This is a genomic window from Ichthyenterobacterium magnum, assembly GCF_003610635.1.
GTDB classification, from domain to species: domain Bacteria; phylum Bacteroidota; class Bacteroidia; order Flavobacteriales; family Flavobacteriaceae; genus Ichthyenterobacterium; species Ichthyenterobacterium magnum.
Genome location: NZ_RAQJ01000001.1, coordinates 852,999 through 871,259, shown reverse-complemented (window position 1 = coordinate 871,259; position 18,261 = coordinate 852,999). Strand labels below are relative to the sequence as shown.

The window sequence follows — 18,261 nt, the reverse complement described above, 5'->3', positions numbered from 1 at the left end:
AATTTCATAACCTTTGAAACACCTATTATTATTGGTTTTTTTGCATAAAACAAAAAATCCTCTCCATTTCTGAAGAGGATTTAATCTAAATTATCTATAAGCGAAGCGTTCTAAAAATCTAACAATCTAGTATTGACTTCCATCATGTTTTCCAGATTCCCAACCATGTTTTCCTAGATATTGGTCGCCACTTTCTACAGCACCTTCTTCAATATTAGTTCCCATTGAGTCATTCCAACGGTTGAGGTATCCAAATAGAGAAATAACACCTAGCATTTCTACAATTTCACCTTCATCCCAATAATCGTATAAACGTTTTTTAATATCTGCATCAACTGCATTTGGTACTAAGCTAGCTGCTAAGCTAAAATCTAAAGCAGCGCGTTCAGCATCATTAAACGCTGGATGTGTTCTGTATTCCCAAATATTATCAAGTTGTTCTTGCTCTGCTCCATAACGTTCTGCAGCACGAATAGCATGTGCTTGGCAGTAACGACATCCTGTTGAGTTACTAGAAACCCAAGCAATCATTCGCTTAAGTGCCGAAGTCACACGACCTTCGTTAGCCATAACCGCTTTATTAAGGTTAATAAATGCTTTACTAATGGCTGGACGACGTTGCATGGTAAGTACAGAATTTGGACAAAACCCAAGAGTTTCGTTAAAGAATTCTGCTAACTCTTTTGTTTCAATATCATGATCTGGAGATAATGGTGTAACTAATGCCATAGGATGTTTTTTTTCGTTTTTATTATTGGTATTTTTGAAAGAACAAGTTTAAAAAATTAATAGTCTAATCAAGATGTTTTTTGTGGTCGATTTATAAAAATAATTCTTACACAAGAAACAAAAAATCTAAAGCAATGACAACAAATAAAGTCGTAACACATTGGAAAGGAAACCTTCAGTTTGAATCTGATAATCCTAGCGGAAAAATGGTATTAATGGATACGTCTCCTGAAAATGGAGGTCATAATTCTGGATTAGGTCCTAAAGCCATGATGTTGTCTTCTTTAGCAGGTTGCTCAGGTTTAGATGTTGTGTCAATTTTAAAAAAAATGAAAGTCCCTTTTTCAGATTTTAGAATCGATACGTATGGAGAATTAACAGAGGAACATCCAAAGTACTACAATAAAGTTTCTGTAGAATACCATATATATGGAGACAATCTTGACGAAGTGAAAATAAAAAAAGCGGTAGACTTATCTATTGAAAAGTATTGTGGTGTTATGGAAATGTTCAGACAATTCTCAGAGGTAAAAACATCAATTCACTATCATAACGCCTAAAAACCAATGTCATTCTGAACTTAGTGAAGAATCTCAAAACAGATATTTCAACTGTGCTCAATATGACAAAGTAATTAAAATATATGCGTTGGACACTAAAACCAAAACCAGAAACCAATAAAGTTGCTCATTTAAAAGAAGCACTTCAAATTGATGCAACTGTTGCAACATTATTATTACAACGCGGTATCAAAACCTATGACGCTGCAAAAACGTTTTTTAGACCAAGTTTAGACGATTTGCATGATCCTTTTTTAATGAAGGATATGCAGCAGGCAGTTGCTAGAATCGAAGCTGCGCTTCTTCAAAAAGAAAATATTTTGGTTTATGGTGATTATGATGTAGACGGAACGACTTCAGTTGCTTTAATGGCTTCGTATTTAAAAACAAGAACACAAAATGTAGCAACTTATATTCCTGATCGCTATACAGAAGGTTATGGTATTTCTTACCAAGGTATCGATTTTGCGCATGACAATGATTTTACACTTATTATAGCTTTAGATTGTGGTATAAAAGCTATTGAAAAAGTGGCTTATGCAAAAGAAAAAAATATCGATTTTATTATTTGTGATCATCACAGACCAGGTGATAAATTACCAGATGCTATAGCGGTTTTAGACCCAAAACGAGATGATTGCGACTATCCTTATAAAGAATTATGCGGTTGTGGTGTAGGCTTTAAACTAGTACAAGCCTTAGCATTTAAGCAAAACCAAACAACAGAAGATTTAGTTGAGTATTTAGATTTAGTCGCTACTGCAATAGGTGCAGATATTGTCCCAATTACAGGAGAAAATAGAGCTTTGGCTTATTTTGGTTTACAGGTTATTAACACCAACCCAAGACCAGGAATGAAAGCTATTATTGTTGAGGCAAAAAAAGAGAAACTTACAATTACAGATGTGGTTTTTATAATAGCACCAAGAATTAATGCAGCTGGCCGAATGAAACATGGTAATCATGCAGTAACACTTTTAACCGAAACAGATTTTAATTTAGCAGCGCAATATGCATTAGATATTAACCAATATAATACAGATAGAAGAGAAACAGATAAACAGATAACAGAAGAAGCTTTAAAACAAATTAAAGACCAAAATGAACAGAAACGTTTTACAACTGTTGTTTATAATGAAACTTGGCATAAAGGCGTAATAGGTATTGTGGCTTCGCGACTAACAGAAACCTATTACAGACCGACACTAGTGTTTACTAAAAGTGGAGATAAATTAGCAGCTTCGGCACGTTCTGTAAAAGGATTTGATGTTTATAATGCACTTGAAGCCTGTAAGGAACATATTGAACAATTTGGAGGACATAAATATGCTGCAGGATTGACACTAGAAATTAAAAACTATGGAGCCTTTAAAGAGGCTTTTGAAACTGTTGTTGCGAGCACAATAGATAAGAATTTATTAATTCCAGAGGTAACTGTAGATATGCCAATAGAATTACATCAAGTTAATACCAAGTTATGGCGAATTATTAGTCAATTTGCACCTTTTGGACCAGGAAATATGACACCAGTTTTTATGAGTGAAGAATTACAAGATACAGGTTATGGTAAATGCGTTGGAGAAGATGATAAACATTTACGCGTAACAGTTACACAAAACGGAAGTGATAAGTTGGTTGGTATTGGTTTTGGTTTGGGAGATAAACTAGATACTATTAAAAACAGAAAAGCTTTTAAAGCAGTGTATTCTATTGATGAAAACCATTGGCAAGGTAATGTAAGTTTACAGTTGAAACTTAAGGATATTAAAGAATAGTAGATGGCTAAACAAGATCCTTACGCAGCATTGCGATATCGAGAATTTAATATTTTTATACTAGTTCGTTTTGCTTTAGTATTTGCTTGGTCCATGCAATTTGTCATCATAGAGTGGCAAGTCTATGCGCTCACAAAAGATCCTTTATATATTGGTTTAATTGGATTAATGGAAATTATTCCAGCTTTAGGAATGGCGCTTTTTGCAGGACATATTGTAGATCAAAAAGAAAAGCGAAACCTTCTTGCAATTTGTATTGCTTTATTTTCAATTATTAGTTTTGGTATGTTTTGGATTACGTCTCCTACAATCACTGAAACATGGTCTGTACAGCAAATATTGTACGCTATTTATACACTTGTGTTTTTTGGAGGTTTATTACGGTCTTTTTTTGGACCATCTATATTTTCGTTAGTTGCGCTTATTGTACCAAAGAAAATTTATCCAAATGCTGCCACATGGAATAGCTCAACTTGGCAAATGGCTAGAGTCTTAGGTGTTACTTTTGCTGGGTTTTCTATTGGATGGCTTGGTGAAAACGACCAAATGGGTGTGCATTGGTCTCTTTGTATTGTTTTTGGATTAGTAATGTTTTCTTTGGTTATGCTTTTTAGTATTAAAAAGAAACCTATTCTAAATCCAAATATTGGAGAACCAATGGTTCAAAGTTTAAAAGAAGGTGTTACTTTTGTGTTTAAAACAAAAGCTATTTTAGGCGCTTTAACCTTAGATATGATTTCGGTTTTGTTTGGAGGTGCTATTGCTTTAGCAGCTGTATTTGCAACAGATATTTTAGGAGTTGGTTCTGAAGGTTTTGGTATTCTGGTAGCTGCTCCAAATGTGGGATCTTTTTTAACAATGTTAGTCACAGCGTATATTCCAATTGTTAGAAAAGCGGGATTGAAGTTACTCGTTGCGGTTTTCGGTTTTGGGTTAAGTATTATCGCTTTTGGTTTGTCTTCTATATTTTGGATTTCAGTTTTAGCTTTATTCTTTAGTGGTGTTTTTGATGGCGTTTCTATGGTGATTCGTCAAACGATTCTTCAATTAAAAACTCCAGATCATATGCGAGGACGAGTATCATCTGTAAATTCTATGTTTGTAGGCTCTTCAAATGAACTTGGTGCTTTTGAAAGTGGATTAACTGCTAAATTAATGGGAACTGCAACAGCTGTGGTATTTGGAGGAACGATGACTTTAATTACAGTGCTTACTACTGCTTTTGTGTCTCCAACTTTTAGAAAATTAGATTTGACTGAAGATATGGAAACTCATGAAAATGAAGATTAACCCTTTAAAAAATTTAAGATTAACGTATTAATTTCTTCTTTTAACATTAAATTAGAAATTACTTTTTCTTCCATTTTCTGTATATCCATACAGGTGTAACAATACCATGAAGTAAAAGAATGAGATCACTTTACTCATTGTTAATGTATTTTAAAGTTTTGTGAGTTGATAGAAATGCTTGTTGTTCATTTCTAAATTGCGAATATGTCATAACACAGTTGGTTTAGTTATGAGTTGGAAACAAGACGAAAACCCTACTTATATTCTTTTAACTCTAAAGTTTCTCCTTCAAAAACACCGTAAGTATAATACGAAATCCAATCGCCAAGATTGATGTATTTAGAATTGTTTCTTAAATCAATATTAAGAGGTAGATGTCTGTGACCAAACACAAAATAGTCACGATGCTTTTCTTCTAATTTCCTCTTGCAATATTGCGCTAACCATTCATTTTCTTCTCCTAAAAATTTAGCGTCTTCATCACCAGAAATAAGTTTGTTTTTTACAGACATATAATGCCCAATTCGCATGCCAAAATCTGGATGAAGCACACGTTTAAATAACCATTGACACAATGGGTTGGTAAAGACTTTTTTCATGCGCTTGTAACCTTTGTCTCCAGGACCTAAACCATCACCATGACCAATAAAAAAAGAAGTGTTATTAAATGTAAACTCTTGTGGTTTGTGATATACAGGAATATTGAGTTCTTCTTCAAAATAGCCATTCATCCATAAATCATGATTACCAACAAAATAATAAATAGGAATTCCAGAATCACTTATTTCGGCTAATTTACCAAGTGTTCTTGTAAAACCTTTAGGCACAACTCGTTTGTATTCCATCCAGAAATCGAATAAGTCACCTAAAAGAAAAATAGCTGCTGCATCTTGTTTAACATCATCTAGCCAAGCGACAAACTTTTTTTCTCTAGGCAAAGATGCTTCTTTAGTTGGAGCACCTAAGTGATTATCACTAGCGAAGTATACTTTTTTTCCCTTTGGAACAGATATGTGTACAGAATTACTCATTATCACTAGCATACCATTCTGCAAAAGAGGTTGCTGTTTCTTGTAATTTTAAAGAATGTAGTTTGATGTTTTCAGGTAAACGTTTTTTAATTTTTGAAGCAAAATCAATAACCATCATCTCACTAGTTGGTTGATAATCTACTAAAAGCACATTATGACCTCTATCTTCTAGCTCTTTTGCCAGTTCTACATGAGGTGTGTTTTTATTAAAAACGGTAGCGTGGTCAAAGACATTTACAATGTCTTCTTTTACTATTTTTTTAAGGTCACTAAAATCTATAACCATACCAAACTTTACGTTTGTTTTGTCATTAATTGGTTTCCCAATAACTGTTACAGAGAGTCTATAACTATGACCGTGAACGTTTTTACATTTTCCGTCATAACCATAAAGTGCATGACCAGTTTCGAAAGAAAATTGTTTTGTAATACGAATATTGCTCATTACTTTTTTTTTCTTCTATTTACTGCATATACTATTATTAAGACTAAGGCTAGTAAAAGGAATAAGCCATTTCCACTTAAAAAAGACATGATATCCATACTGATTTTTTTGTTTAAAGTCGATTATCGACCAAAGTTACGTCTTTTGTGCAAGTGGTAAAAATTGTTTTCTAAATTTTATAATTAAAGGAAAGCCTCTTGCTATAATCCAGACAGTTAATGCAACAAATATAGCGTGTAGTTTATAGTCTAAATCATCTAGTAAATATAAAATAGGAATAAATACTAAGAAGGTAGAAATAAGAAGGATGTTTCTGAGTAGTTTCATTTTGCCTAAGCCTTTAAACATGCCATCAAAGATAAAGGCTAAAGAGCAAAGCGGCTGCATGGCAAGTACAATCCAGAAAACGTTATAAAACTCTGCTAAAACTTGCTCGTCTTTGGTGAATATTTTTCCTATAGGATAATAAAAAACTGCGCCAATAATTCCTATAATGATTCCTATAACTATTCCGTATTTAATTAGTTTATTACTTAGTTTAATGAGGTTTTTATATTCTTCTCCACCAAATAGTTTACCTGATAAAATATTACCGGCACTTGCATAACCGTCAATAATAAAAGCACCTAAAAACCATAAATTTATTGCAATTGTATATGCGGCAATATAGGTTCCGCCATATCTGGTAGCAAAGCTTGTTGCAAAGTACAATGTTATATTTAGTGCTAATGTTCTTACAAATAGATTAAGAATCATTAAAATAAACTTCTTAATTTCTTTGTTAAACGGGAACGTCAACTTTAAAGAAATACTGGTTTTTGTAAGCAGAAAATAAGCTGAAAAAACAGCCATTAATACTTGCGCAATGACACTAGCATAAGCAGCTCCTTGTATGTGCATTGGGTTAATTACACCATCAATACCATAAACTAAAATAAAGTCGAGTATAATATTTGCCAATGCGCCTATAATAGCAATAATCATTGGGTAAAACGTATTCTGTAAACCTCTAAAAGTGCCAAAAATGGCAATAGTAAAGAGCGTAAAAGGAAACCCGAATACTCTTATTTTGTAATAGTCTACACTATAACTTAAAATTAAATCTGAAGCATTATAAAGCTTGAAAATGCTATCAGCAATTGGATAAGTACCTATAATAATTAAAATACTAAGCGATGTAATAATAAAGATTGCTTGAGCTGGAAGATTTTTTACTTTATCTAATTTGTTAGCACCAAGATGTTGAGATACAATAGATGAGATTGCACTTCTTGTTTGCCCTAAAACCCAAATAAGCATAGATATAAATGTACCAACTATACCAACAGCAGCTAACGCTTCAATGGCATTTGTATCTACATTACCAATAATTGCAGTATCTGTTAATGATAAAATAGGCTCTGAAACACCAGAAATTAATGCTGGAATTGCAAGTTTGTTAATATGTTTTAAGCTAATATTTGTGCTCACCGTATCAATTCGTAACAATAAAAAGGAAATTTGCTTTGCTTAGGAAAGTAAATATTACCTAGTTGTTTATAGTTACGAAGTTCGTAAAATTTTTGGTTTCTTTTGTTTTTAGAGAAGGTGTCTAATCGAATAGAACTATAGTTGTTTTCTATGGCTAATGCTTCGGCATAATCCATTAACTGTTTAGCATAACCTTTACCTTGATGTTTGGGGTGAATCGCTAAACGATGAATATAAACATTGTTTTTGTTTGGTGTTAGCCATTTTACAGACTTGTATTCTTCATCCATTAAAGTAGAGATAGTAATACAGCCAATGATTTCAGAATTGTTTTCAAGCACATATAATTCACCTCTATTTACGTCGGTTTCAAAAGCTACTTTATTAGGATAAGATTCATTCCATTGAAAAACAGAATTAGCTATCATATGTTTAGCACAAGCATTAGTAATTTGTAGAATAGCGTCAATATCCTGATTTACACCTTTTCTAATCATTTATAATAGTTATCTTTGCCAAATATTTATGTAAAGTTAGTTTTAAATCTTTAATTATGAAGAATATTTTAGTTCCTGTAGGATCATCTCAAAATGCACAAAGTCACTTACAATATGCGATAGATTTCGCCAAGGCTTTTGGCGCAAAAGTTTATGTTGTACAAGTATTTAATGTATATACAAAAGCAGGAACCATGATTAAGGTAGATCATATTTTAGAGCGTGAAAGTAGAGCGTTTTTAAATAGTCATGTTGAAAAAATTGATACTAAAGGTGTTGAGGTTATTACAAGAACCGTAAAAGGAAAACTTGTTGAAACTATTGAATTGATTTGTAAAAATTCTAAAATTGACCTTATTTTATTAGAGCCTAGAATTAATTCTGTTAAAGAAGAAGTGTATTTAGGAAAAACATCTGGTAAAATTGTAAAGCAAACAAACATACCTGCGCTAATAGTTCCTGAAGGTTATAAATACAGACCTATAATTTATGTTTTAATGGCTTTAAAGTCAGCAATCATTAAAAAGGAAAATGTATTAAAACCATTACTTGATATTAAAAATCAGTTTAAGTCTATTGTAAATCTATTATTAGTTAAAACGCCGTTTCATAACGAAGGTGATTTTGACGTTAATGAAGAGTTGTCTAGTATAATTACAAATACAACTTATAGTGAAAACGGGACTACGTTTCAAGGTGTTTTAGAACATTATAAAGATAATGATCCAGACCTATTATGTGTTGTTAGACGTAACAGAGGATTTTTTGCTAAGTTATGGGAGAAGAATATTATCTTAAAGAAAGATTTTCAAAGTTCTACATTACCAGTTTTGGTCTTAAGCGGATTGAAATAAATAGTGTTATTTTATATAATCAATACTTTTTTTAACGACCAAATTTAAAGCGTCTGGCATTTCGTTTTCACTCCAAGGATGTTTAGAGTTAAAGACGTGATTTGCATTTTCAATAGCAAATAGTGTGTTTTTTGAATTCCATGCGTTTAAGTTTTCTGCTTCATTAAACAAAACAGACGGATCATCTTTACCGTGAATAATTAAATGAGGAATCTTTATACTTTTGGTAGAAGCTTCAATATTTAATCGGTCTTTATTAGCCAGAAAGTCTTCATAAAACTGATAGTTATGTGGCATTTGTTGTTTTGTTCTGCCATTTAAAATATATTTTACTCCATCTTTTTTCCATTGGTTTAAATCTCCAATTGTGGCAGTTCGTTTACCAAAATCACTTACACTTGCCCAGGTAATGAGTTTAGTTATTCTTGAATCTTCTGAAGCTTTTATTATGGAGATTCCACCACCACGAGAATGACCAATAAGTGTAATGTTATGTGTGTCTATCTCACTTTTGTATGGATTATTAATCGATAATAAATGATTTAAAATAGCATCTAAATCGCTAAGTTCTTTAGTATAGTTGTTTTCTGCAAAAGCTTCTAAGTCTGGAAAATCTATTGGGTTTTCAACAGTTCCTCCATTATGTGAAAAATTAAATTTTACAAAAAACAGGTTAGCATTTTTAAAAGCTTCTGCTACTAAATCCCAACTTCCCCAATCCTTAAAACCCTTATAGCCATGACAAAAAACAACCAATGGTTTTTGTTCACCATTTGTATTAAAAAAGGCATCCCAAACAATAGGTTTATTTTCTGGTCGATGTAAAATGAGGTTTTTTTGAATCATTTATAATTCTTTTTCGATAAAATTAATTTCAGGATTACATATTTCTATAATTAGTTTCTTTAGTTCTTTTTCAAAAGCGCCAAGAGTGTCTTCAGTTATTAATTGCTCTTTAGTTCTTGTGTATTGAGACTCCTTTTTTGCAAACCTTAAAAATCCAGAGTTCAAGTTTTTAAACGAAATAATACCAGCTTCTAACGGAAGAGTGACCATTTTAGACCTAAACATCATATAGGCATACATTAATACTTGAAAGCTTTTACTGTACTTATCATAATCTTGTGTGATGTTTTTCCAGTCAACAACTTCTACTTTGCCTTGGTCAACACGACCAGTTTTATAATCTATTATTCTAGTAACTCCATTAAATTCATCAACGCGATCTACTTTTCCGGTTAGGTTGACTTTAAAGTTTAACTCTTCGATATTGATTTGCACATTGTTTTCTGTTTCAATAGCGATAATTTTTATTTCATTCTCTTTTGTAAGGCTCTCAATTTCAAGGTTTAAAAAGTTTGATATATAATGCTTAGCAATTTCAAATATGATTAAATTTTTACCCTTAGTTATATCACCTTCTTTATATTCGTTTTTAAAATGAAACATAACGGTATCTTCGATGTTGGATTTCATTTTTTTAATTAGATTAATCGAGAGAAAGCTACCAGTTAAGGGTTTGTAAAAATCTTCAAGTGTGTTATGTATTATAGTCCCTAAAGTGTTTAGAGCCACATTTTCTTCAACATCATTAAATTCTTGTATTCCTAAAATTTTCTGATAATAAAAGTCTATGGGGTTTCTAACATAGTTAGTTAGAGACGATGGAGAAAACCCCTTATTTGCTATTTCTTGTATGCGTTTAACAGCATCTGCATTTTTTACTATAGAGTTTAATTGTTGCTCTATTTTAGTAACTTTTGGAGCCACAATATAATTATTGATATTATGTTTACTCTCAATTTCTAATTGAGTTATAAACCTACTTTTCTCACCTCCATTTAAAACATCTGGTTCTGTGTTGTATAAGATGTATATGTTTTTTGCACGTTGTAAAAGCCTGTAGAAGTGATATGTGTAAACAGCATCTTTTTCTTTATAGGTTGGTAACCCATTCTCTAATTTAACGTCAAATGGGATAAATGAATTATTACTTTTTCCTGCAGGAAGTATGCCTTCGTTTACTGATGTTATAATAACAGTTTCAAAATCTAAAACTCTCGACTCTAGCATACCCATAATTTGAAGCCCTTTTAAGGGTTCGCCTTTAAAGTCTAAAGATTCATTTTTTATTATTTCTTTATAGAGGTTATGAAGCGTTTTTATATTGTATATATGCGAATACGTTGAGTTTAAAGAGTTGAGCTCATTAAATATGTTATTAAATCGATATAAGTATTCTAGAGGTAATAAGTTTTTATCCTTTTCTTCATCAAAATAACCTTTGATATACATGATAAGTTTTGAACAGTTATTGATTGCTATTTCTGGGTTATCTAACCATGAACTAAAAAGGATTTTAATTAATTCCTCTTTTGGCCCTGCAAGTTTTTTTAATTGCTCTAGAGTAACGTAAATAATATTGTTTTCCTGAATATATGTTGCAATCTTATCTGAATAAGTAGAGCCTTTATCATCTAATATGGGTTTAATAAATTGATGTGAGATAACAGTTATTACATCTTTATAATAAAGTGCTTTTGATGATGATTTGTGGATACTAAATAATACTTCGAATAATGTAGATAACGGAATTGACCTTAGAGGTAAACCCATTGTTATGTTTAAGTTGTTAATACCTTCGGGAATAGAGTTTAACAGTGGTAATAATAAGGTTTCGTCACCTAATACTATTGCAGTGTTTTCAATTAAATTTTTATCTACTTGGATTCCATTTAAAAGCTCACTCACATATTTAATCTGGCTAATATTTTTTGGAGCACCAATTAGGTTTATATTTTTTTCTGAAGCATATAAATTTGAAATCCAATTAAAATTTTCTTTTCTAAAATATGGCCAATTCTTTTTGTGCTGTCTGGTAAATAATCCTGCATCGTGAATAGGGTTATTAAAAAAGGTGCTATCTATGTCCCAATAAATTTTAGCTAATCCTTGTTGAAGTAATTCTTGAATGATGTGTTGTTCAGCTTTATTAAGCGCATTAAACCCAATAAAAATATAGTTTTTGTTTTTATGTGTAGCTATATATTGTTCAAGATTCTCAACCGCTTCTCTATAAATTAATCCTTGGTAACCTTTTTGTTTTGATAAAAGAGATTCATTAAATAGTTTATATAACGTTTTTATGCGATTCCAGAATAATAAATAATTTTTTATAGATTGAGTCTGCTCTTCCTCTAATGACCAGTGTTGGTTTTCAATTTCTTTAATGGCACTTAAATAGTCAAATATTTGATTTGGCTCAATGAGGAAACGGTCTATTTCATTGAAATCTTGAATTAAAATTTGTGACCATTTTGAAAAACTATCAAAAGGTTCTATTTGTTGTTTGGGAATTGTTTTTAAGTATATAGCATAGAACTCAAATAGAAGTTCTGTATTAGTACTGCTAACTATATTAGATAAGGATTCAACAAACTCTTCAATAGATAATATTTCTGGAGAAAATATTGTTTTACTTGTGTGCTTTGATAATATGTTTTTTAAAAACGAACCAGCTCTTCTGCTAGGTAGAATAAAAGTTGTTTGTGAAAAGTTAGTATTCTTTTCTTGTAAATCTATAATAACATTTTCTATGAAACTCGTCATAGTATAAAAATAAAAAACGCTCCGAATTTCGGAGCGTTTTTAAAACTTATTTTGTTGTTGTTTAAAACTTATTTTTTAAGTTTTACTTCAACACGTCTATTGTTTTTTCTTCCAGCTGCAGTTTTGTTGTTGTCGATTGGGTAATCTTCACCAAAACCAGATGCAGTTAGTCTATCTGCACTAATTCCGTTTGCGATTAAGTAATCTCTAACAGCATTTGCTCTTCTTTCAGATAATAACTGATTAGAAGATTTAGCTCCTTGGCTATCTGTATGACCTTCTAAAGAAAAATCTGCTCTTGGGTATTCTTTAAAGATAGCAGTCATAGCTTCTAAAACCGGTTGAGTTTCTTTTTTGAATGAAGACTTACCACTATCAAATAAAATTGTTCTTGCATAGTTATTTAGTTTTTCCATAACAGCAACTGTTGGAAGTACTTCTGGACAACCATTATTTGCAACTGTACCAACTTCGTTAGGACATTTGTCGTCTTTGTCTAAAACACCATCGCCATCAGCATCAGCCCAAGGACATCCTTTGTTAGCAGCAGGTCCTTTTTCGTTAGGACAATCATCGTTTTTATCAGCAACACCGTCACCATCAGCATCAGGACATCCAGCTAAAGCTTTTAAACCTGCAACTGTTGGACAGTCATCATTTTTATCAGCAACACCATCACCATCAGCATCTGGGCAGCCGTTAAACTCAGCTAAACCAGCTTCGTTAGGACAATCATCTTTAGAATCTTCAATACCATCATTATCAGAATCTGGACAACCATTGAAAGCTTCTAAACCAGGAACATCTGGACAAGCATCATCTTTATCATATATACCATCTCCATCGGTGTCTTTTCCACCAAACTTAATAGTTAAGCCTACCGAGTGTTGCCAGTGCTTAGCTAAATAATCTTCAAATGCATGTTTGTATGCTGTTTGAACATTGAAACCAACATTCTCAGTAAACCAATAGTTGAAACCTAAAGTACCATTTAAAGTACCAGCTCCAATATCGTCAACCCATGTATAACCACCACCTACACCAATGTATGGATCGAAAGAATTTGAATTGATTAGTTTTGTTAAACTATATTTAATTGTTCCATCTAAAGCATAATAAGATAAATCATCAGCTGATGAATCTCCAACTTTATCAATTTCATTGATAGAACCCGCAACAGTTAAAGTAAATCCATCTTGAAGGTATCTAGATACAGAAACTGTTGATAATGATGGTAAAATGTTGTAGTGATCAGACAAGTTGAAAAATTCGTCTAGGTAATCACCTAAAGGTGCATCTTCTCCAACTGGATATAAATCAACTGCATTTACGCCAATCGAAATTCCCCAAGGGTTGTTTTCATCTTGTGCATTAGCATTGAAGCTAACTAAAAGCAACATAGCGAAAAATAATCTGCTAAGATTTTTCATATTCTAATAATTTAATTTTTAAGTGTTAATTGAAGCAAAAGTAATATGTTAAATGTTATTAACAAAGACAAATATATAAAAATATTGATTAGTTGTACTAAAATTAGGGTGTTTGGATTAATTTTAAATAACATTTAGTTTTTTTCCAACCTTTATAAAGGCAGAAATAGCTTTATCTAAATGCTCTTTAGAGTGTGCTGCAGAGAGCTGAACACGTATTCTTGCTTTTTCTTTTGGTACTACAGGAAAAAAGAACCCAATCACATAAATTCCTTCTTCAAGAAGCATTTTTGCCATGGTTTGTGATAATTTAGCATCATAAAGCATCACGGGAACGATAGCAGAATCACCATCAACAACATCAAAACCAGCAACTTTGAGTTTGGTTTTGAAGTAGTTTGAGTTCCATTCAAGCGTATCTCTTAAAGAGGTGTTGTTTGATAGCATTTCAAAAACTTTAATTGAAGCACCTACTATTGCTGGAGCCAAAGAATTAGAAAATAAATAGGGTCTTGAGCGCTGACGTAACATTTGAATAATTTCTTTTTTTCCAGTGGTATAGCCTCCCATTGCGCCCCCAAGAGCTTTCCCTAAAGTTCCAGTTATAATATCGATACGACCTAGAACACCTTTTTCTTCTAATGTGCCTCGTCCAGTTTCTCCAATAAATCCAGCAGCATGACATTCATCTATCATAACTAATGCATCATATTTATCGGCTAAATCACATATTTCATCTAAAGGTGCTACTAAGCCATCCATAGAAAACACACCATCTGTAACAATAATTTTAAAACGCGCACCATTTTCATTAGCAGCAATTAGTTGCTGTTCTAAATCTTGCATATTATTGTTTTGATAACGATATCTAGCGGCTTTACACAAACGAACACCATCTATTATTGAAGCATGATTTAATGAATCTGAAATTATAGCATCTTCTTTACCTAGAAGTGGTTCAAATACACCACCATTAGCATCAAAAGCAGCAGCATATAATATGGTGTCTTCTGTGCCATAAAAATCTGCTATTTTTTGCTCAAGTTCTTTATGTATATCTTGAGTACCACAAATAAAGCGTACAGAAGACATGCCAAAGCCATGAGTGTCCATTGCATCTTTAGCAGCTTGTATAACTTCTGGATGGGATGATAAACCTAGATAATTATTTGCGCAAAAGTTTAAAACAGTTTCTCCTGTGTTAAGTGTGATTTCTGCTCCTTGTGGTGATGTTATGATGCGCTCTTCTTTATAGAGTCCAGCATCTTTTATGTCTTGTAATTCTTTTTGAAGGTGTTGTTGTATGTTTGAGTACATAGTTTGTTTTGTTTGCTACAAATTTAAAATTCTTTTACAGTAATATCATTATTTATATACACAAGAATTTTATTAGTAACTATAAAATTCATTTCTTCTAAGAGAAATTGGTAATCAAATAATTGTTCTTTATGCTTTGAGTTCTCTAAACCAGTTTTATAATCTATAATAGCGGCTTCATTATTTTTATTTATAACGACTCTATCTGGTCTTAATATGTTACCCTTTTTTGAAATGATGTCTTTCTCATTATATATGGTAAGGTTTGGGTTGAAATATGAATGCAGCTTTTCATGGTTTATAATATCATGGATTGATGATTTTAACTCACTTGCTTGTAACTTGTTTATTCTTCCAGAATTTGTATACAAATCCAATGCAAAAGAAATGTCGTTAATAGTTTTTATATGAGACATAACATCATGTATTAAATTTCCTTTTTCAATAGCTTTTTCTTGCGCAGTATTCCAAAGGCGTCCTGAATTAGTAACAATATTTAATTTATGAGTTTCTTTTGAAACTGAAATAAATTGTTTTTGTTCAATAGATTGTTTTAAAATGGTCTTTTTAGTAATCGTTCTATTTGGTACGCCAAAAGTATAATTAGCTTGATTTTCATTCCATAAGTTGATAGATTTTAAGTAGTTTATAAATAAACCTGAAAATAATTTTAATTTTTCGTTCCCATTTTTATCTACGTCAGATTCTGAAATAATATATAATTGTTCAGCAGCTCTAGTGAGCACAACATATAAAAGATTTATACTATCTAGTTCTAGTTGTGATTGATAGTTGTTGTAAATTTCAGCTCCTTTTTCGTTATAAGTTTCTAAGTCTTTATTTACATTTATTAAAAGGTGTGAGAAACCATTGTATTTTTCTTTTTCAACTGAAAACCAAATTTTTGGAGACATGTCGAAATAAATATTTTGATTGGCGTAAGGAAATATAACTACTGGAAACTCTAAGCCTTTAGATTTATGAATAGTCATTATCTGAACTGCATTTTTCCCTTGTGGAGACACAATACTAAGTTTATCCTTTTTACGTTCCCAATACTCAATAAAGCCATTAAAGCTAGAGTTATATTTTAAAGAGTAATCTAATACTTCGTCTAGGTAAAACTGAATGTATGCGTTAGAAGATTGGTTAAGTTTAAACTGTCTTATTATTGTCTCTACAGCTTCATAAAGCGGCATGTGTAAGAATGTATTAAAATTAAATTCAATACCATAATCATAAAGCGATTCAAATAATTGGTACGGATCTAAACTTATATACTTACTATAAAAAGCATGTTCATCATTAACCTTAATACAATGTTTAGCAATAAAATTTAAAACATCAATTTTTATCACATTATTTTTTTGTTGTACAGCTAACTTAATAATGTTTGTGATAAATTGAACTTCAGGTGAGTTTTTTAGCATTAATGATTCAGAAGAGACAATGTCAATATCGTTCTCACTCAAGAACTGAGCAATAGTTATTCCTTCTTTAGTTTTTCTAGTGATAATGCAGATATCATTTAAATTAAAACCATTTGCAATAGTCTTTTTTATCGTTTCTAAAATATTTTCGCAATACAATTGGTCTTTGTCTTCATCTTTAAGGTTTAAAAAAGATAGCTCAACATAACCTTCATCGTTTAAAAACCCTATTTGCGAACTATTTTCGTAAATATGTTGATGTTGAGGATTTGAAAAAGCGATATTAGAAATGTGTTTAAAAAAGGAATTATTAAATTCTACTATAGTTTTAAAGCTTCTATAGTTAAAAGGAAGCGGTTCTACTTTTTGTTCTACAAAAAAAGGATTGTCTGTCTTATTGTATAAATTAATAAATTGCTCTGGATCACCACCACGCCATCTGTAAATTGCTTGTTTTGCATCTCCAACTAGCATTGTTGAGCCTATTTCGCCTTTTAGGTTTTCGCCAGTAATGGCATTGTCTATTAATGGAATCAAGTTTTTCCACTGTAAAACCGAAGTGTCTTGAAATTCGTCAATAAAATAGTGCTTAAATTTTTCACCTATGCGCTCATAAATGTAAGGCGCTGGTTGATCGGCTATTTCTTTATTTATAATTGAATTAAACTCTGATATTAATAATAAATTATCTTCTTCTTTTAATTCTTGTAGTGTTTTACTAATTGCATTTAATACAGATAAGGGCGTAATATTTTTTAAGCAATTAGATAAAAACTTGTGTCTAATCACAAACCCTTTAGTTTTATAAAAAGCAGCAATAATTTGAGGTTTTATGTCTTCAATGATTGAAGCTATTTCTGCACTAACTTTAGAAGGATAGAGTGCTTTAGTTTCAATACCTAACTGCCAATTATTATCAAACTTAATATTAAAACGCTTATTTGCTAAATTTTTAAAATGATTTGGTAATGATTTTCTTGAAAAATCATCATGTTCTAAACCACATTCATCAATTAGTGTTAAAATGGTTTCGGCATTTTTTACAACAATAGTTTCTATACTATTTTGTTCTTTTTGCAATTGAGATTTAAGTAGCTTAAAATCTTCAATAGATTTATCTTTTATCAGTTCTATAAACGGAATTTCACTCTCATTAACCAATAGTTTTGCAATAGCATTAAAATCGTAAGCAATATCCCAACTCTTATCTTCATTTATTTTTTCTATGGCAAAATCAACTAATACTTTTGTTAAAGATTTATCTGTACCTGTTTTGTCAATTAGTTTGTCTACAGCTTTACTGAGAAGGTTTTGTGTATCTAATTCAACCTCAAAATTCATAGGTAATTTTAAATCATGTGCAAAAACACGAATGAGTTTATGATTAAACTTATCGATAGTAGAAATATCAAAAGCTGCATAATTATGAATTATGGTGTGTAATACAGTTTTAGACTTAAGGTGTAGTTCTTCAGGATTAATGTCTAATTCATCAGAAATCAATTGAAACATAGTATTTGGCTGATCAATAATTTTTTCTTCAGAAAACAATTGTAGCGTCTCAATAATTCGTTCTTTCATTTCATTAACAGCTTTGTTTGTAAAGGTTAAAGCTAAAATGTTTCTAAAAGCCAAAATGTTCTTTGATTGCAATAGAATTTTTAAGTAATCTTTTACCAACGTAAAGGTTTTTCCGCTACCAGCAGAAGCATTGTAAATAGTAAAAGGTGTAAGTTTTTGCACACTCAAAATTTTGATACAATATAAAAACTATCAATGAGTTCATAGCTATTTATTATTTTTAATTGAGCTGTTTTATGTGTA

General features: G+C 31.2%; 14 protein-coding genes. 4 read left to right on the top strand and 10 right to left on the bottom strand.

Going from position 1 to position 18,261, the window contains the following annotated elements; all coding sequences use genetic code 11:
- Positions 1 to 126 precede the first annotated feature (126 nt).
- Entirely contained in the window at positions 127 to 729 is a 603-nt protein-coding gene (locus BXY80_RS04135) for a carboxymuconolactone decarboxylase family protein (protein ID WP_120199934.1), read from the bottom strand.
- A gap of 134 nt (positions 730 to 863) precedes the next feature.
- Between BXY80_RS04135 and BXY80_RS04130 the strand changes: the two genes are divergently transcribed.
- From BXY80_RS04130 to BXY80_RS04120, 3 genes are all read left to right on the top strand, one after another.
- Complete coding sequence (locus tag BXY80_RS04130) at positions 864 to 1,289, top strand: OsmC family protein (RefSeq protein ID WP_120200351.1); 426 nt, start codon at positions 864 to 866, stop codon at positions 1,287 to 1,289.
- Positions 1,290 to 1,372: 83 nt separating this feature from the next.
- On the top strand, positions 1,373 to 3,064 hold the full coding sequence (recJ, locus tag BXY80_RS04125; protein WP_120199933.1) for a single-stranded-DNA-specific exonuclease RecJ: 1,692 nt from the start codon (positions 1,373 to 1,375) through the stop codon (positions 3,062 to 3,064).
- A gap of 3 nt (positions 3,065 to 3,067) precedes the next feature.
- Positions 3,068 to 4,354, top strand: a complete 1,287-nt coding sequence (locus tag BXY80_RS04120) for an MFS transporter (protein WP_120199932.1) — start codon at positions 3,068 to 3,070, stop codon at positions 4,352 to 4,354.
- A gap of 254 nt (positions 4,355 to 4,608) precedes the next feature.
- Here the strand turns inward: BXY80_RS04120 and BXY80_RS04115 are convergent, their stop codons facing one another.
- From BXY80_RS04115 to BXY80_RS04100, 4 genes are all read right to left on the bottom strand, one after another.
- Positions 4,609 to 5,367, bottom strand: coding sequence for a UDP-2,3-diacylglucosamine diphosphatase (locus BXY80_RS04115; RefSeq protein ID WP_120200350.1), 759 nt, complete (start codon positions 5,365 to 5,367; stop codon positions 4,609 to 4,611).
- A 10-nt stretch (positions 5,368 to 5,377) separates the two neighbouring features.
- Positions 5,378 to 5,830 (bottom strand): 6-pyruvoyl trahydropterin synthase family protein, encoded by a 453-nt coding sequence (locus tag BXY80_RS04110; protein WP_120199931.1) that lies wholly within the window; start codon positions 5,828 to 5,830, stop codon positions 5,378 to 5,380.
- A gap of 135 nt (positions 5,831 to 5,965) precedes the next feature.
- Positions 5,966 to 7,300: an MATE family efflux transporter gene (locus tag BXY80_RS04105; RefSeq protein WP_120199930.1), complete on the bottom strand. Its 1,335-nt coding sequence runs from the start codon at positions 7,298 to 7,300 to the stop codon at positions 5,966 to 5,968.
- Positions 7,297 to 7,797, bottom strand: coding sequence for a GNAT family N-acetyltransferase (locus BXY80_RS04100; protein ID WP_120199929.1), 501 nt, complete (start codon positions 7,795 to 7,797; stop codon positions 7,297 to 7,299). The genes BXY80_RS04105 and BXY80_RS04100 overlap by 4 nt, the downstream gene beginning before the upstream one ends.
- Positions 7,798 to 7,853: 56 nt before the next feature.
- On the opposite strand from BXY80_RS04100, the gene BXY80_RS04095 reads away from it, so the two are divergent.
- The gene (locus BXY80_RS04095) at positions 7,854 to 8,651 is read left to right on the top strand and encodes a universal stress protein (RefSeq protein WP_120199928.1); all 798 of its coding nucleotides are present in this window, start codon (positions 7,854 to 7,856) and stop codon (positions 8,649 to 8,651) included.
- Between the two features lie 6 nt (positions 8,652 to 8,657).
- Here BXY80_RS04095 and BXY80_RS04090 read toward each other — a convergent pair whose 3' ends face one another.
- From BXY80_RS04090 to BXY80_RS04070, 5 genes are all read right to left on the bottom strand, one after another.
- Positions 8,658 to 9,497 (bottom strand): alpha/beta hydrolase family protein, encoded by an 840-nt coding sequence (locus BXY80_RS04090; protein WP_120199927.1) that lies wholly within the window; start codon positions 9,495 to 9,497, stop codon positions 8,658 to 8,660.
- On the bottom strand, positions 9,498 to 12,260 hold the full coding sequence (locus BXY80_RS04085; RefSeq protein ID WP_120199926.1) for a PD-(D/E)XK nuclease family protein: 2,763 nt from the start codon (positions 12,258 to 12,260) through the stop codon (positions 9,498 to 9,500).
- A gap of 68 nt (positions 12,261 to 12,328) precedes the next feature.
- Entirely contained in the window at positions 12,329 to 13,690 is a 1,362-nt protein-coding gene (locus BXY80_RS04080) for an OmpA family protein (RefSeq protein WP_120199925.1), read from the bottom strand.
- 123 nt (positions 13,691 to 13,813) lie between these two features.
- Complete coding sequence (gene kbl / locus BXY80_RS04075) at positions 13,814 to 15,007, bottom strand: glycine C-acetyltransferase (protein ID WP_120199924.1); 1,194 nt, start codon at positions 15,005 to 15,007, stop codon at positions 13,814 to 13,816.
- Between the two features lie 23 nt (positions 15,008 to 15,030).
- Entirely contained in the window at positions 15,031 to 18,180 is a 3,150-nt protein-coding gene (locus BXY80_RS04070; RefSeq protein ID WP_120199923.1) for a UvrD-helicase domain-containing protein, read from the bottom strand.
- Positions 18,181 to 18,261: the final 81 nt, after the last annotated feature.

Bases quoted from the DNA above. Each gene is read 5' to 3' on its own strand.
- BXY80_RS04135 (WP_120199934.1), bottom strand. From the start codon at position 729: ATGGCATTAGTTACACCATTATCTCCAGATCATGATATTGAAACAAAA.
- BXY80_RS04130 (WP_120200351.1), top strand. From the start codon at position 864: ATGACAACAAATAAAGTCGTAACACATTGGAAAGGAAACCTTCAGTTT.
- recJ (WP_120199933.1), top strand. From the start codon at position 1,373: ATGCGTTGGACACTAAAACCAAAACCAGAAACCAATAAAGTTGCTCAT.
- BXY80_RS04120 (WP_120199932.1), top strand. From the start codon at position 3,068: ATGGCTAAACAAGATCCTTACGCAGCATTGCGATATCGAGAATTTAAT.
- BXY80_RS04110 (WP_120199931.1), bottom strand. From the start codon at position 5,830: ATGAGCAATATTCGTATTACAAAACAATTTTCTTTCGAAACTGGTCAT.
- BXY80_RS04100 (WP_120199929.1), bottom strand. From the start codon at position 7,797: ATGATTAGAAAAGGTGTAAATCAGGATATTGACGCTATTCTACAAATT.
- BXY80_RS04095 (WP_120199928.1), top strand. From the start codon at position 7,854: ATGAAGAATATTTTAGTTCCTGTAGGATCATCTCAAAATGCACAAAGT.
- BXY80_RS04090 (WP_120199927.1), bottom strand. From the start codon at position 9,497: ATGATTCAAAAAAACCTCATTTTACATCGACCAGAAAATAAACCTATT.
- BXY80_RS04085 (WP_120199926.1), bottom strand. From the start codon at position 12,260: ATGACGAGTTTCATAGAAAATGTTATTATAGATTTACAAGAAAAGAAT.
- BXY80_RS04080 (WP_120199925.1), bottom strand. From the start codon at position 13,690: ATGAAAAATCTTAGCAGATTATTTTTCGCTATGTTGCTTTTAGTTAGC.
- kbl (WP_120199924.1), bottom strand. From the start codon at position 15,007: ATGTACTCAAACATACAACAACACCTTCAAAAAGAATTACAAGACATA.